The sequence below is a fragment of the Wielerella bovis genome, assembly GCF_022354465.1.
Lineage (GTDB): Bacteria > Pseudomonadota > Gammaproteobacteria > Burkholderiales > Neisseriaceae > Wielerella > Wielerella bovis.
Window position 1 is genome coordinate 2,056,609 of sequence record NZ_CP092361.1, and the last position, 14,306, is coordinate 2,070,914.

14 protein-coding genes are annotated in these 14,306 nt (G+C 43.9%); 3 read left to right on the plus strand and 11 right to left on the minus strand.

From position 1 onward, the window contains the following. Window positions 1-98: 98 nt before the first annotated feature. Window positions 99-857, minus strand: a complete 759-nt coding sequence (locus tag MIS45_RS10030) for an iron ABC transporter ATP-binding protein (protein ID WP_249450436.1) — start codon at window positions 855-857, stop codon at window positions 99-101. 224 nt (window positions 858-1,081) lie between these two features. Here MIS45_RS10030 and MIS45_RS10035 point away from each other — a divergent pair, with 224 nt between their 5' ends. Further along, window positions 1,082-1,408, plus strand: a complete 327-nt coding sequence (locus MIS45_RS10035; protein ID WP_249450437.1) for a hypothetical protein — start codon at window positions 1,082-1,084, stop codon at window positions 1,406-1,408. 131 nt (window positions 1,409-1,539) lie between these two features. Here MIS45_RS10035 and MIS45_RS10040 read toward each other — a convergent pair whose 3' ends face one another. The 9 genes from MIS45_RS10040 to MIS45_RS10080 all read right to left on the minus strand — a co-directional run bounded on the left by MIS45_RS10040 (window position 1,540) and on the right by MIS45_RS10080 (window position 10,014). Beyond that, on the minus strand, window positions 1,540-2,493 hold the full coding sequence (locus MIS45_RS10040) for an iron chelate uptake ABC transporter family permease subunit (RefSeq protein WP_249450438.1): 954 nt from the start codon (window positions 2,491-2,493) through the stop codon (window positions 1,540-1,542). A gap of 25 nt (window positions 2,494-2,518) precedes the next feature. Further along, entirely contained in the window at window positions 2,519-2,803 is a 285-nt protein-coding gene (locus tag MIS45_RS10045; RefSeq protein ID WP_249442491.1) for a hypothetical protein, read from the minus strand. 162 nt (window positions 2,804-2,965) lie between these two features. Continuing rightward, the gene (locus MIS45_RS10050; protein WP_249450439.1) at window positions 2,966-4,177 is read right to left on the minus strand and encodes an ATP-binding protein; all 1,212 of its coding nucleotides are present in this window, start codon (window positions 4,175-4,177) and stop codon (window positions 2,966-2,968) included. A 127-nt stretch (window positions 4,178-4,304) separates the two neighbouring features. Then, window positions 4,305-4,859 (minus strand): hypothetical protein, encoded by a 555-nt coding sequence (locus MIS45_RS10055; protein WP_249442493.1) that lies wholly within the window; start codon window positions 4,857-4,859, stop codon window positions 4,305-4,307. Window positions 4,860-4,887: 28 nt separating this feature from the next. Further along, entirely contained in the window at window positions 4,888-5,853 is a 966-nt protein-coding gene (locus MIS45_RS10060; RefSeq protein WP_249450440.1) for an ABC transporter permease, read from the minus strand. Window positions 5,854-5,883: 30 nt separating this feature from the next. Further along, window positions 5,884-6,579, minus strand: a complete 696-nt coding sequence (locus MIS45_RS10065; RefSeq protein WP_249450441.1) for a hypothetical protein — start codon at window positions 6,577-6,579, stop codon at window positions 5,884-5,886. Window positions 6,580-6,660: 81 nt separating this feature from the next. After that, window positions 6,661-7,680, minus strand: coding sequence for a siderophore ABC transporter substrate-binding protein (locus tag MIS45_RS10070; RefSeq protein ID WP_249447742.1), 1,020 nt, complete (start codon window positions 7,678-7,680; stop codon window positions 6,661-6,663). Between the two features lie 32 nt (window positions 7,681-7,712). Next, window positions 7,713-7,874: a hypothetical protein gene (locus tag MIS45_RS10075; protein WP_249445846.1), complete on the minus strand. Its 162-nt coding sequence runs from the start codon at window positions 7,872-7,874 to the stop codon at window positions 7,713-7,715. A 49-nt stretch (window positions 7,875-7,923) separates the two neighbouring features. Next, a complete protein-coding gene (locus MIS45_RS10080; protein ID WP_249450442.1) occupies window positions 7,924-10,014 on the minus strand; it encodes a TonB-dependent receptor domain-containing protein in 2,091 nt (696 codons plus the stop codon). Window positions 10,015-10,743: 729 nt separating this feature from the next. On the opposite strand from MIS45_RS10080, the gene recA reads away from it, so the two are divergent. Both recA and MIS45_RS10090 read left to right on the plus strand, forming a co-directional pair. Then, complete coding sequence (recA, locus tag MIS45_RS10085; protein ID WP_249450443.1) at window positions 10,744-11,838, plus strand: recombinase RecA; 1,095 nt, start codon at window positions 10,744-10,746, stop codon at window positions 11,836-11,838. A gap of 71 nt (window positions 11,839-11,909) precedes the next feature. Next, complete coding sequence (locus tag MIS45_RS10090) at window positions 11,910-13,028, plus strand: S-(hydroxymethyl)glutathione dehydrogenase/class III alcohol dehydrogenase (RefSeq protein WP_430472147.1); 1,119 nt, start codon at window positions 11,910-11,912, stop codon at window positions 13,026-13,028. A 169-nt stretch (window positions 13,029-13,197) separates the two neighbouring features. On the opposite strand, the gene ribD is transcribed toward MIS45_RS10090, so the two are convergent. After that, window positions 13,198-14,295, minus strand: coding sequence for a bifunctional diaminohydroxyphosphoribosylaminopyrimidine deaminase/5-amino-6-(5-phosphoribosylamino)uracil reductase RibD (ribD, locus tag MIS45_RS10095; protein WP_249450444.1), 1,098 nt, complete (start codon window positions 14,293-14,295; stop codon window positions 13,198-13,200). Window positions 14,296-14,306 lie beyond the last annotated feature (11 nt).

Below are 14,306 nucleotides of genomic sequence, written 5' to 3' on the forward strand. Positions count from 1 at the left end.
GTAAAGTAAAATAAGAAAGATGCAAGGCGACCACGCCCGCCGTGTACAAATAGTACATAAGGGCGTGGGCAACGAAGCAGATTTCTTATTTTAATTTACTATACATGATGCACAATCAATTTTTTGCCCTTGTAATCCAAAATGTCCACGTCCATATCAAACAAAGTTTTGATATTTTCTACGGTAAACACTTCTTCGGGTGTGCCTTGAAATTTCACTTCGCCTTTTTGCATGGCGACAATGTGGTCGGCGTAGGCGGCGGCTTGGTTGATGTCGTGCAACACCACCACCGTTGTGCGATTATGGTCATGAGTGATGTGGCGCAAAAGTTGCATTAAATTACGTGCGTAATACATATCTAAATTGTTAAGCGGTTCATCTAACAACACAAATTCGGTGGATTGGCAAAACACCATCGCAATCAAGGCGCGTTGGCGTTGCCCACCCGACAATTCTGTAAGATAACGGTTGGCAAACGCTTCAAGCTGAAATTGCACAATCGCTTTTTCCACCAATTCTTTATCGTGTTCGCTGGGGCGACCTTGATGATGTGGGTAACGCCCGAACATCAGCAAATCGCGCACGGAAATGCGGCTGTGTATGCTGTTTTCCTGCGTCAAAATGGACAGGATTTTGGCGACTTCGGCGGTGGGTGTACTGGCTAAATCGCGCCCATTGTAGGCAATGCTGCCTGAAACCAGCGGCTGCAATCGCGCCATAAACGACAACAGCGTGGATTTCCCTGCGCCGTTTGCGCCGATTAGGGCGGTAATGCCACCTTGTGGAATGTTCAGCGAGACATTGTTTAAAATGATTTGTTCGCCAATTTTGTGGGAGATGTTTTTGATTTCTATCATGATTTTTCTTTCTTTCAGGCAGCCTGAAAATAAAATCGTAATGACCAAAATACCATTTGATTTAATTAGGCAACTTTTTGGGCATTTTATGTCAAATAAATCAGTTCATTTTAAAATTAAAATAAAGAGTTGAAAGTGGTATTTACCAAAAATATATTTTCATAAAATCATTTAGTGATACAATAAAGTTAAATTTTCTCAACCTTCAATATAAGGGCTTTAAAATGAATAAATTAGTTATGGGTTTGATTTGTGCTGCGGTTTTATCTGCTTGTGGAACGGTCGGTAATGCAGTTATTTCTGATAACGCTTTGAAAGAAAAAGCCGCATTTGCTTTGGATACTACTGCTGATAAAGTAACGATTTCCAATCGTCATGGCGACATTGATTCAGTTAAATTTGTGGCAACTACGCGTGGACGTTCACATCAATGTTACATTACAACGGTAGCAGGTGTACTGTCTTCTGATGCGATTTGCTCGGGTGCAGGTTCCGCAACAGGTTCAACCAATTGCAATGCTTTATCAAAAGCAGCAGGACGTTGTAAATAATTCATTTCATTAGGCAGCCTGAAAAACACATTTCAGGCTGCCTTAAAAATTATTATCCAGCCAATATGTGCCATCAATATCATTAGAAACAAACTTAACTAAATCAAATGTATGATTTCTTTGCTTTACAATCACAACACCTTGCGTTTCCCCAACACCAACCACAAAAACACCAAGCCGCCCGCAAATTCCACCACCACGCTCAACACAGCTTTCATGCCCAGCGCGTGTTCAAAAATGGCTTGACCGCCCACCAGCATAATCGCCGCCAGCAAAAACACCATCGGCAAACGCACAGAATGTTTCAGGCTGCCTGAAACATAATTTGCCAACGCGCAAACCAGCAATCCAAAGAAACTCACAGGTCCAACGGCAGCAGTTGCCGTCGCTACCAACGCAGAAATCCACAATAAAATCAGCAAAGTGTGTTTGGAATAATCAATGCCCAAATTGATGACTTGGTCGCGCCCCAGCAAATGCACGTCCAAACGGTGCCGTTCGCGCCACAAAAAGGTGCCGCTCAACGCCACCAATGCGCCACTCACCAGTAGCAAATTGGTGTTTACCGTGTTGAAACTGGCGAATGTGTTGGCTTGGGCAACGGCAAATTCTTCGGGGTCAATGATGCGCTGCAACAGGCTGGACACGCTGCGAAACAGCACGCCAAAAATCACGCCAATCAAAATCATGCGCGTCAAATCGCGTCCGCCCTGCCGCAGCAGCATTTGAAACAGCAGCACGGAAGCCCCCATCATTACCGCCAATTCCAAGAAAAATTTGCCCGTCAAAGGCAGTTGCGTGTAGCCCACGCTGCCGAGCAGCACCACCAGCAGCGTTTGCAAAAAAATGTACAGCGTGTCAAAGCCCAACACGGACGGCGTGAGTATGGGATTGTTGGTCAAAGTCTGAAACAGCAGCGTGGACACGCCCACCGAATACGCCACCAGCAGCAATGCCCCCAGCTTTTTCGCGCGAAGTGGCAGGACAAAATCCCAGTTGCCCTGCGCGTTCCACACCAAAAAGGCGGCGCAGGAAATCAGCAGTAAAACAGTTAAAATGATGATTTTTTTGATGTCTTTTGTCATAATCTTTCTTTCAGGCAGCCTGAATTTATTTTTTAAAATGATTCATGTTTTTCCAATAACCCAATAATCCGCCAAAAATCATCAACCAAATAAAGGCAGGAATATCAAAGCGCAAAGTCTCGCCAATAAAATAGCCCACAATAATCAGGCAGCCCTGAAACACCATTGCCGCAAATAAAATCCAAAATAAACAAACACCTGCTTTCAAATATTGTTTGGCAATATTTTGGTATTCTTCCTTGGATAATTCATCTTCGTATTTGCCGAAAGTGCGTTTAAATAATTTTTCGTAAAATGTGCGTTTTTGCATATTTTTTCCTTATTTTCCATTTTCAGGCAGCCTGAAAGTACACGACAAAAATGATTTCCGTAGGTCGGGCATTCATGCCCGACATGAGAAATTACAGCACATTGTCGGGCATGAATGCCCGACCTACAAAATCTCGTATACTGTAAGGCAGCCTGAAAACATTTATTCGCTATCCAATTTCAACAAAAAAGCGCGCAAACTCAAACAGTTAATGCCTTGAAACGTGTTGCCGTCAAATTCGTCCATCGTTACCACATATTTTGGATAATTGTCTTGAATTTTCAACAAATTACCAAATTCACGTTCCAGCGTTTTTTCTTCGTTAATTGTGAGTGTGGCTTGCACATAAATGCGTTCGCCATTTTTTTCTGCTACAAAATCAATTTCTTGGCTATTTAATCCGCCAATTTTGACATCGTATCCTGCGATTTGCAGATGATTGAAAATGGCGTTTTCCAATAATTTGCCGCGGTCTTGGGCGCGGTAGCCGATGAGCGCGTTGCGTAAACCCAAATCTTCAAAATAATATTTTTCGCCAATTTCAAAAATTCGTTTTCCTTCAATATCATATCGCTTTACTTTGTAAATCAGAAAGGCGTTTTCCAAATATTCGGCGTAGTTTTGCACTTGCGTGGTGCTGGCGGAAATGCGTTGTGATTTCAGGAAGTCGCTGATTTTTTTGGCGGAAAATAAATTGCCAATATTGCTGGCTAAAAATTGCGTTAATTGCTCCAAAAATTGCACGTTGCGTAAGGCGTAGCGGTGGACGATGTCGCGCACGGCAATGGTTGAATAAATATTGCGTAAATATTCAAATACAATATCATCTTGTTTTGGCAAGTCTTTTAGATAGGGCAAGCCGCCATATTTTAAAAATTGCGCCATGGCTTTGTCGCTGTCGTCTTGCTGCATAAATTGCAAAAATTCAGCGTAAGACAATGAATGCACATGAATTTCTATCGCACGACCGCTCAACGCACCCGCGATGTCGCGTGAGAGTAAATGCGCGTTGCTGCCTGTACAGTACAAATCCAATTCTTCGTCCAATAGCAGCGAGCGCAAGGCAATTTCAAATTCATTAATTTCTTGAATTTCATCAATAAAAATATAATTAATTTGCCCCGCTTTTTTGTTTGCCAAAACATATTCGGCTAATTCTGGCGCGGTTTTGATGTGGGAAAATGCCAAATCTTCTTTGTTGATGTAGATGATGTTGGCTTGTGGGTTATCCAGTTGAATTTCTTTCATAATTTGAAAGAGCAAATAGCTTTTTCCCACGCGGCGTTGTCCTGTAAACACTTTAATCAGTGCTTTGCCAATAAAGGGGCGGACGCGCTCTAAATAGCGTTGGCGGCAAATGATGTCTTTTTTCATAATGAAAATTTGTCGGCTAATTTGGAAAAGTTTTCATTATACTTGAAACTTTTTCATTTTTTGAATTTGTTTTGTGTATGGACTTTCAGGCTGCCTGAAAGGACTGCGCATCCAGTGAATATTCAATTTAAGGTAAATCAGTACGCTGTTTGTCTGCTTCGCTGCGTTGGTCAATATAGTCAATATGAAATGGTGAATCAGATTGATTGGATTCAAATAATTGAATTTCGCCATTTTCTAATGTGTTCAATAACCATGTGGCTTGTTGCTGAATTTCGGTAAGGCTTTCAGGTGCAAATCTGATGTCATCACTTTCATGAATGAGACATAAACCATACTTTAACGCTAATAAACGCATAAAATAATAACCATGACAATACAAATCATAGATTTTTACCAATGCCCATTTATCATCAGGTTTTTGAATAAGCTGGGTTAAAATTTGTATCAGTTGCCATTGCAAGTATTGGTTTTTGTCCAAATAGTTCGCTAATAATTTGTCTAATTCATGCAAAATATGTTTGTCTTTGAAATTTAAACTGATTAAATCATAATAGACATTTTCAGGCAGCCATTGCGCTAATTTTTGGTCGGCATACAACCATGTTTCAAATTCACCAATCGGCATAACACCATCTAATGTTTTAAAAATAATTAATTGATAATTAAATGGTAATTTCATATTTTATCCCTTTCGTGATGTTTGTCATTTACCCACGCGCAGGCTGCCTGAACAATAAAAACAAAAACAATGCCGTCCCCAACACCCCAAACACGGTAGAAACGGGAATTTCAAACGGAAACACAATCACGCGCCCAATCACATCGCACAGCAACACCAAACTCGCGCCCAACAACGCCACCGCAGGCAAACTCGCCCGCAATTTGTCGCCCAACAAACGGCTCACAATATTCGGCACGACCAAGCCAATAAACGGAATATTGCCCACCGTTACCACCACCAAAGACGTAATCAGCGCGACAATCGTCAGCCCAATCCACAAAATCGCGTTGCGGTTCAAACCCAAATTTGCCGCCACAGAATCGCCCAAACCGACAATCGTCAGTTGGTCGGCAATCACATACGCCAAAATCGCCATGATGCCCGTCAGCCACAACAATTCGTATCGCCCCAGCAATACGCCCGAAAAATCGCCACTCTGCCAAACGCTTAACAGTTGCAACATGTCGTATTCGTAGGCGATAAACGTCGCCACGCTCTCAATCACGCCGCCGAAAATAATCCCGACCAAAGGCACGAGCAGTTGCGCGGTAGGCGGCAGTTTGCGCGTCAAAGCCATGAAAATCAGCATGCCAACCATTGCCGCCACAGCCGCCACAGACATTTTCAACATCAAAGCCGCGCTGGGCGCAAGCAATGCCATGAGCAGCAAACCCAAAGCCGCGCTTTGACTCGCGCCCACCATGGACGGCTCCACAAATCGGTTTTTCAACAGAATTTGCATAATCATGCCCGCCACAGCCATAGACGCGCCCGTCAGCACAATGGCAAAGGTGCGCGGCAAGCGGCTAATCAGCATGAGTTGCGAACTGTCGTTCAGGCTGCCTGAAAACAGTTGCGCCCACGAAAAACTCGCCACGCCCACAGACAAGCTGGCGATAAACAAAATGGCGGTAAGCAGAAAAGCGATAAGGTATAAGGTTTTTTGCGACATTTTTATTCAATTAAATTAAGGTTTTATTTTTCAGGCAGTCTGAATGCGTTTTTGTATGATGTGTATGGTTTCATCTTGCGCTTGTTTATCCAATAAAAACAAGGCTAATTTGATTTCAGGCTGCCTGATGTGTTTTTTCGGTGTGATGTGCAAATATTTTAAGCGGAAAAATTGGGTTTTGCGGATTTCTGCGCTGGCGATGTCGTGCCATTGTAAATAGGCGTTGCATTGATTGACTTCCGCATATTGGCTGACAATGATTGCGCTGTCGTTTTCCGTCCATGCCCACGTTTTTCTTAAACCAAATAAAGCCAAATCAATAATGCGAACAACGGTGTAGCCCACAATACCGCCCAACATATTTGTCCACGAAAAATCAGGCAATATCATCGCCAAAATACACAAAAACAGGATAAGCGATAGAAAATGATACAGTTCGCGCAACAAAATTTGGCTGCGTTTGGCAAAAAATTGCCTGCCTGACATTTGCGATAATTCTGCATAATCCAACGTTTCCATTTGTCCCACCTTTGGCGCAATCCGCCAACTTTCTATTTTGCCATCAAACCAAAAAATCTCAATTTTATCGCCCACTTGTACGGGCGCATAATCCATTGTTTCAATGGTAATTTCGCAAATACCGCCGTCTTGGATTTGAGCCATGCCGACTTTGCCGTCCCAAGTTTGCACTCGGGCGGTTTGGCGTGAATGTGTTGGCTCCAACATGTTTATTCCCCCATTGTACTAAAAAGTACGTTCAGGCAGCCTGAAACCCATTTTCAGGCTGCCTGAATTTTTGAACGCGATTTATTTGGCGTTTTTCATGGCTTCGGTAATTTGTTTGGCAGCGATTTGTAACTGTTGCGCACCGCCTGCTGCCAAATAAGTGCCAGCGTCCAAATACACCACTTGTCCTTTTTTCCAAGCCGTTGTTTCGGCAACCAATGGGTTGTTCAACACATCTTTGGCGGCTTGACCTTCTTCGCCAATCGCCGCACTGCGGTCAAGCACAAACAGCCAATCGGGATTTTTCTCTTTGATGTATTCAAACGAAATCGGCATGCCGTGTGAGCCTTCTTTCATCGCCGTATCCACAGGTGCAATGCCAATGTCATTGTGCAGCCAACCGCCCAAACGTGAAGTCGGGCTTTGTGCGGATAATTTACCGCCACTTACCACAAATACCAGACCTGTACCTTTGCCCTGTGCGGCGGCTTTGGCATCTGCAAATGCTTGGTCAATTTCGGCTTTCAGTTTATCGGCTTCGGCTTGTTTATCAAAAATTTGGGCGAATGCATCAATGCGCTCTTTCGCGCTTTCGCGTAAATTTTGGGTGTCAGCTGTCATTTCAATGGTCGGCGCGATTTCATTTAACTGATGAATGGCTTTATTGGCGCGGCTGCCTGTAATAATGAGCTGCGGCTTAAATGCATGTAAAGCCTCGTAATTTGGCTCAAACAAGGTGCCAACGTGGGTGGCTTTATCCACCACAGGTTGCAAATACGCCAATGGGGCTTTGTCCACCGTTGCGCCCACGTTCACGCCCAAAGCGGTCAAAGTGTCCATCATGCCCAAATCGTAAACGGCAATGCGTTCGGGATTTTTCGGTACATCAAATTGTCCGCGTGTGGTTTTCACATTGACTTTTTCGCCTTGAATGTCGTGTGGTTTTAGGGGTTTGTCATCTTTTTTGTCGCCTTTGATGGTGGTGGCTTGTGCGCCAGAAGCGGCAGATGCAGCATTGTTGGTGCTTTGTTGATTTTGTTGCTGACCACAAGCGACAAGCGCAGTAACGGTCAATAAAGCAATCAGGGATTTTTTCATTATTTTTTCCTTTATGAATATTCATAAAAATATTTTCAGGCTGCCTTACAGTACACGACAATTTTTGAAGTAGGTCGGGCATTTATGCCCGACACAATGCGCCATGATTCATCAATGTCGAGCATAAATGCCCGACCTACGGAAATCATTTTTTGTCGTGTACTATAAGGCAGCCTGAAAACCCACAAAATCATCATAAAATAAATGATTTGGTATTTTCAGGCTGCCTGAAAAGATTTTACATCATCAGAAAGTATAGTTCATGCCAACGCGGAATTGACGACCTTCGCCCGCGAAAGAGCCGCGTTGTGCGTGTGGGCGATAATTTTTATTGGCAACGTTATGTACGGCAAAATTCACATTCATTTTGTCGTTGTTCAACGGTTTCCAGTTGGCAGAAACATCAACCACACCATAACCTGCTTTGCCTTTGTCAGAGCCTGTTTTCAGCGTACCACCTTGAATAAAGTAATTGTCTTCCGCTTTTACCTTTTCCAATACGCGCAACTGTGTACCCAACTCTAAATTAGGATTAGCAAAACGATATGCTAAAGATGCTGTCCAAGTACGACCAATCGCGCTGGCGTATTCAGGGTTGCCACTTAACAAACTTTTCTCTACCATTTTTCCACTGTCATCTTTTTCCCATCTGGTTTGAGAATGGAAACGTGGTTTGCTGTGTGCTACGCCCAAACGTGCTGTCCAAGCACCATTGCGGTATGAGCCTGATAATTCATAGCCATGGTTTTTAATTTTACCTGCGTTCACAATGGCTTGAGCATCGGTTCCGTGATTACTACGTCCATTGGTTGTACCCAAGGCATCTTTAATGTTTTGCCAGAAATATGCACCTTCCAAACCAAATGTGCCATTATTGAAATTAAAACCAATTTCGGTATTACGCGCTTGTTCGGCTTTGGTATTGTCGCCAATTGTTATTACACCACGCGCACCATGCGACAGCAAAACATCGTGCATACGCGGGCTACGAGTTGCGTAATTGTGCAAGGCATTTACGCTAAATTCAGGCGTAACTTGGTAAATGGCACTCACGCTTGGATTAACTGCACCATCGCTGCGTTTTTTGCCGTCCATCGCTTTAAAGTTGAAATGGTCGTAGCGCAAGCCCGTTGTCAGTGTCAATTTGTCGGTTACATCAGAAATGGCTTCCACATACACGCCCATATCACGTTTCTCTTGATTATTGAGATTGGCATTGAAAAATGTGTTTGGCTTCACTTCTTGTTGACGGTAGTTTGCACCATATTTCAACAAAATTTTGTCGTGTATTTGCGTGTCAAAATTCACATTTGCACCAGTGGTAACCACTTTATTTTTGGTTGAGCTTGTATTGCGCTTGCCACCTGCGTAACCATTGCCCGAATCGTCAGCAGACCAACGACCGTGTGTCATATGGTAAACATTGGCTTCGGCTGATTGTGCAAAACCCAAATCTTTGCCTGCCCAAGTCAAATCGGTTTTGTCCACATACATTTTGCGTTCGGCAGGGAATTGGCGGTCTAATGTTAACTTGCTTCCTGGTGTACCAATCGGGTCAGCAGGAAACTCTTCTCGTACCAAGCGTTCTCCTTTGTGTTGTTCATGCATGTGGCTCAACACAAAACGCTGGTTACCGAATGTCGCACCCAATTTTGCTAAATAACTATTCTTATTTAATTCACTATAAGGTGCTTTATTTTCCCCAAAGCTGTTCACATAACCTTTACCACCTTTGTAGTTATTATCTTGAACATGATTACCTGCCAACAAATAATCAAACGCACCATTTTGACCAAATACTGCCAAACCATAGTTATGACCGTCATTGCTGTTATAACCAGCATTCACACGCACACCAAAATTGGGATTACTGCTGTTTTTCAGCAAATCGGCTGCGTCCAAAGTTTTGGCGATAATCGCGCCATTGGTTTGACCGATACCAGCAGACGCGCTGCCCGCACCTTTTTGCACCGCCACAATTTTCACCAACGCAGGGTCAAGCATATGGCGACCTTGGTGGTAGTGAATTTGGCTGTCGCTGTAAGCATTGTCCACTTTCACGTCAATGGAATTTTGCCCCATGCCACGCAAATACAAATATTGTGATGTGCCAGAACCCGCACCCATGCTGATAGAAGGCTCGTTTTTCAACACTTCTTTTAATTGGGTATTGGTGGTTTCCTCCATGCGTTTAACTGTAATACGGCGTGCAGAAGAGGAAGGGTCTCCTTTCACAACAATGTTTTGTAATTCTTGCGAATGTTCGCCAGCCGCGTGCGCCATATTGCCAAATAATGCCAAAGATAATACGGATAATTTAAAAATAGGTAATTTCATGATAGTCTCAATCAGTTATAAATAAATTAATGATAAGTATTTTCATTAACTATGATAACTCTTCTTAACAAATATTGTCTAGCGTATGACAAATGTGAATTTAAGATGTATTTGATTTGCCTAATTTAAATATTTTGATTTTCAGGCTGCCTTACAGCACGCAATAATTTTTAGGTCATGCGCTGATACTAAAAAATTATCTGAAATAGATTTTACAAAGGTTTCGGATTAATTCTTACAAAGGCAGCCTGAAACCTATAGTCGCTTAAAATTAAAAATACTACTGCGTTGCCCACACCCTTATGTACTAGATGTACACGGCGGGCGTGGTCGCCTTGTCCTATTTTTATTTTAAGCGACTATATATAAAACCCAAAATTGTAAGTCAGATTCTTAAAATCCAGCATTTTTCATATTTAACAATCATTTGTTTGATTTAAAAATTGTCAAATACAAATATCCAATCTATGGTTTTTCAGGCTGCCTTTCAGTACACGACATTTTGTAGGTCGGGCATTCATGCCCGACGATGTGCTGTGATTTCTGATGTCGGGCATTCATGCCCGACCTACGGAAATGTTTTTTGTCGTGTACTGAAAGGCTGCCTGAATAAATGTTACAAAAGTTTCAGCCAAAATAGCGATAACAGGTATCACAAAATCCGCTTTCAGGCAGCCTGAAATATGCGATAATACGCGTTGATTTTAACCTACTAATTTTGAGAGCATCATGGCAGACAAAAGTACAGATAAACCTTCAAAAAGCGCGGATAAACCGACCGATAGAGCCGCGGCATTAGCGGCGGCATTGGCGCAAATTGAGAAGAATTTTGGCAAAGGCTCCATCATGAAAATGGACGGCAGCCAAGAGCAAGAAGAATTGCAAGTGATTTCCACAGGCTCATTGGGCTTGGATTTGGCGTTGGGCGTGGGTGGTTTGCCGCGTGGTCGTATTGTGGAAATTTTTGGCCCTGAATCTTCGGGTAAAACCACTTTGTGTTTGGAAACGATTGCACAATGCCAAAAAAATGGTGGCGTGTGCGCGTTTATTGATGCGGAAAATGCGTTTGACCCCATTTATGCGCGTAAATTGGGCGTGAAAGTGGAAGAATTGCTGGTGTCTCAACCTGATACGGGCGAGCAGGCATTGGAAATTTGTGATACTTTGGTGCGTTCTGGCGGCGTAGACATGGTGGTGGTGGATTCGGTTGCTGCGCTGGTTCCGAAAGCGGAAATTGAAGGCGATATGGGCGACAGTCATGTGGGTTTGCATGCGCGTTTGATGAGCCAAGCCTTGCGTAAATTGACGGGACACATCAAAAAGACCAATACTTTGGTGGTGTTTATCAATCAGTTGCGTATGAAAATTGGTGTGATGTTTGGTAGCCCCGAAACCACAACAGGCGGTAATGCCTTGAAATTCTATTCATCTATCCGTTTGGATATCCGTGGTTCTGCGCAAATTAAGAAAAAAGATAGTGATGAGCCAATCGGTAAAGAAACCAAAGTAAAAGTGATTAAAAACAAGGTTGCGCCTCCATTCCGTCAAGCTGCATTTGATATTTTGTACGGCGAGGGCATTAGCTGGGAAGGTGAGCTGATTGATATTGGCGTGGCAATGGGCATCATCAAAAAATCGGGTGCTTGGTTTAGCTACAATGATGGCAAAATCGGTCAAGGTAAGGAAAATGTGCGTATCTGGCTGAAAGAAAATCCAGACATCGCCAATGAAATTGCAGACAAAATTCGTGCCGAAGGTTTGGTCAATCCAATTATTACCGAAGGTATGTTAGATGATACTGATGGCGAACAGCCAGAAGAATAATGGAGTAGGCAGCCTGAAAATGTTTTTCAGGCTGCCTTTATTTATTTTGATAAATTGAAGGAATATCATTTATGGATATGATTAAAACCCGTGCTGCGGTAGCGTATACACCAAATCAACCGCTGGTCATTGAAGAAATTGACTTGATGCCGCCACAAGCAGGCGAAGTATTGGTACGTATTGTCGCAACAGGCGTATGCCATACCGATGCTTATACGCTGTCAGGACAAGATTCCGAAGGCGTATTCCCCTGCGTATTGGGACATGAAGGCGCAGGCATTGTGGAAGCGGTGGGCGAAGGCGTTACCGATTTCAAAGTCGGCGACCATGTGATTCCGCTCTACACCGCCGAATGCAAACAATGCAAATTCTGTACGTCAGGCAAAACTAATTTGTGTTCATCAGTCCGCGCGACACAAGGCAAAGGTTTGATGCCTGATGGCACGACACGCTTTTTCAAAGATGGCAAACCAATTTATCATTACATGGGTACGTCCACATTTTCTGAATACACCGTTGTATCGCAATATTCATTGGCAAAAATTCAAGACGATGCGCCATTGGAAGAAGTGTGCTTGCTCGGCTGCGGCGTAACCACAGGCATTGGCGCAGTAACCAAAACCGCCAAAGTGAAAGCTGGCGATACCGTTGCCGTGTTTGGTTTGGGTGGCATTGGTTTGGCAGCGATTATCGGCGCGAGAATGTCGCAAGCCAAACGCATCATTGGCATTGACATCAATCCCGATAAATTTGCCAAAGCCAAAGAATTGGGTGCAACCGATGTCATCAATCCCAATGATTACGACAAACCGATTCAAGAAGTGATTATTGAAATGACCGATGGCGGCGTGGATTTTTCATTTGAATGCGTGGGCAATGTAGATTTGATGCGTGCGGCATTGGAATGTTGCCACAAAGGTTGGGGCGAAAGCGTGATTATTGGCGTTGCACCTGCGGGTGCGGAAATTCGCACACGCCCATTCCAATTGGTAACGGGTCGCGTGTGGCGCGGTTCGGCATTTGGTGGCTACAAAGGTCGCAGCGAATTGCCTGATTTGATTGAACAATATCAACGTGGTGAGTTTAAATTAAGCGATTTCATCACGCATACCATGCCGCTGGAAGACATCAACAAAGCATTTGATTTAATGCACGAAGGTAAATCTATTCGTACGGTCATTCATTTTTAAGATTGTGTCGGGATAAAATTATCGTAAAAAGGCAGCCTGAAAACATTTTCAGGCTGCCTGAATAAGTTTTATAGTGAATTTACTATACTATGTGTACACGGCGTTCGCCGTCGCCTTGTCCTGATTTAGTGAATCCACTATACAAAGGTTTCAGCCTGAAAACTTATATTCACAACACATTTTTCTGCAAAACCCATTTCATATCATCGCCCAACGTTTGCAACGAAACCGTGCGCCAATCGGCTTCACGCGCCAAAATCGCCGCATTTTCAGGCAGCCTGAACGCATTTTTGCCTGTTTCGCCCAATATTTTTGGCGATTGATACAACACAATTTCGTCCACACAATCCGCCGCAATCGCTGCCGAAGATAAGGTTGCACCCGCTTCTATCATCAATTCGCCAATATTTTCTTGCGCCAAAGTTTGCCATAATTCGGGCAAATTAATTTGTTGAGACACGTTTTCAGGCTGCCTGAACACGCGCACATTGCTATATTTGGCGACCCAATCGGGCGTGTCTGTCAAAGTAATAACCCACGTTTTACCACCATCTTGTACCACATGTGCGCTTTCAGGCAGCCTGAAATGCGTATCCAACACAATCCGAATCGGTTGGCGGATAGTGGCAATTTCACGCACATTCAAACGCGGATTGTCGACTAAAATCGTGCCAATACCTGTCAAAATGGCACAACTTTCGGCGCGTAAGATTTGCACATCATGTCGCGCTGCTGCCCCTGTAATCCAAAAACTGCGCCCATCTGCCAACGCGGTTTTGCTATCCAAACTGGCGGCGATTTTCACGCGCACAAATGGGCGTTGACGTTCAATACGCGACAAAAATCCGCGATTCAAAGCACGCGCTTCGTCCGCCAACAAACCATGTTGCACCACAATGCCCGCTTGTGCCAACATCGCCAAACCTTTGCCTGCCACCAATGGATTAGGGTCTTGCATTGCTGCCACCACACGCGCTACACCTGCTTCAATCAAACCTTTGGCACAGGGCGGCGTGCGACCATAATGTGAACAGGGTTCCAATGTTACATACGCGGTTGCGCCACGCGCCAATGCACCAGCTTGACGCAGCGCATGAACTTCGGCGTGCGGTTCTCCTGCGCGGACGTGAAAACCCACGCCCACAATTTGTTCGCCCTGCGCAATCACGCAACCGACACGCGGATTGGGCGAAGTGGAAAATCGTCCTTGCCATGCCAAATCCAATGCGCGGCGCATATATTGTTCATCTTGTATAGAAAAAATCATATTGTTTATTC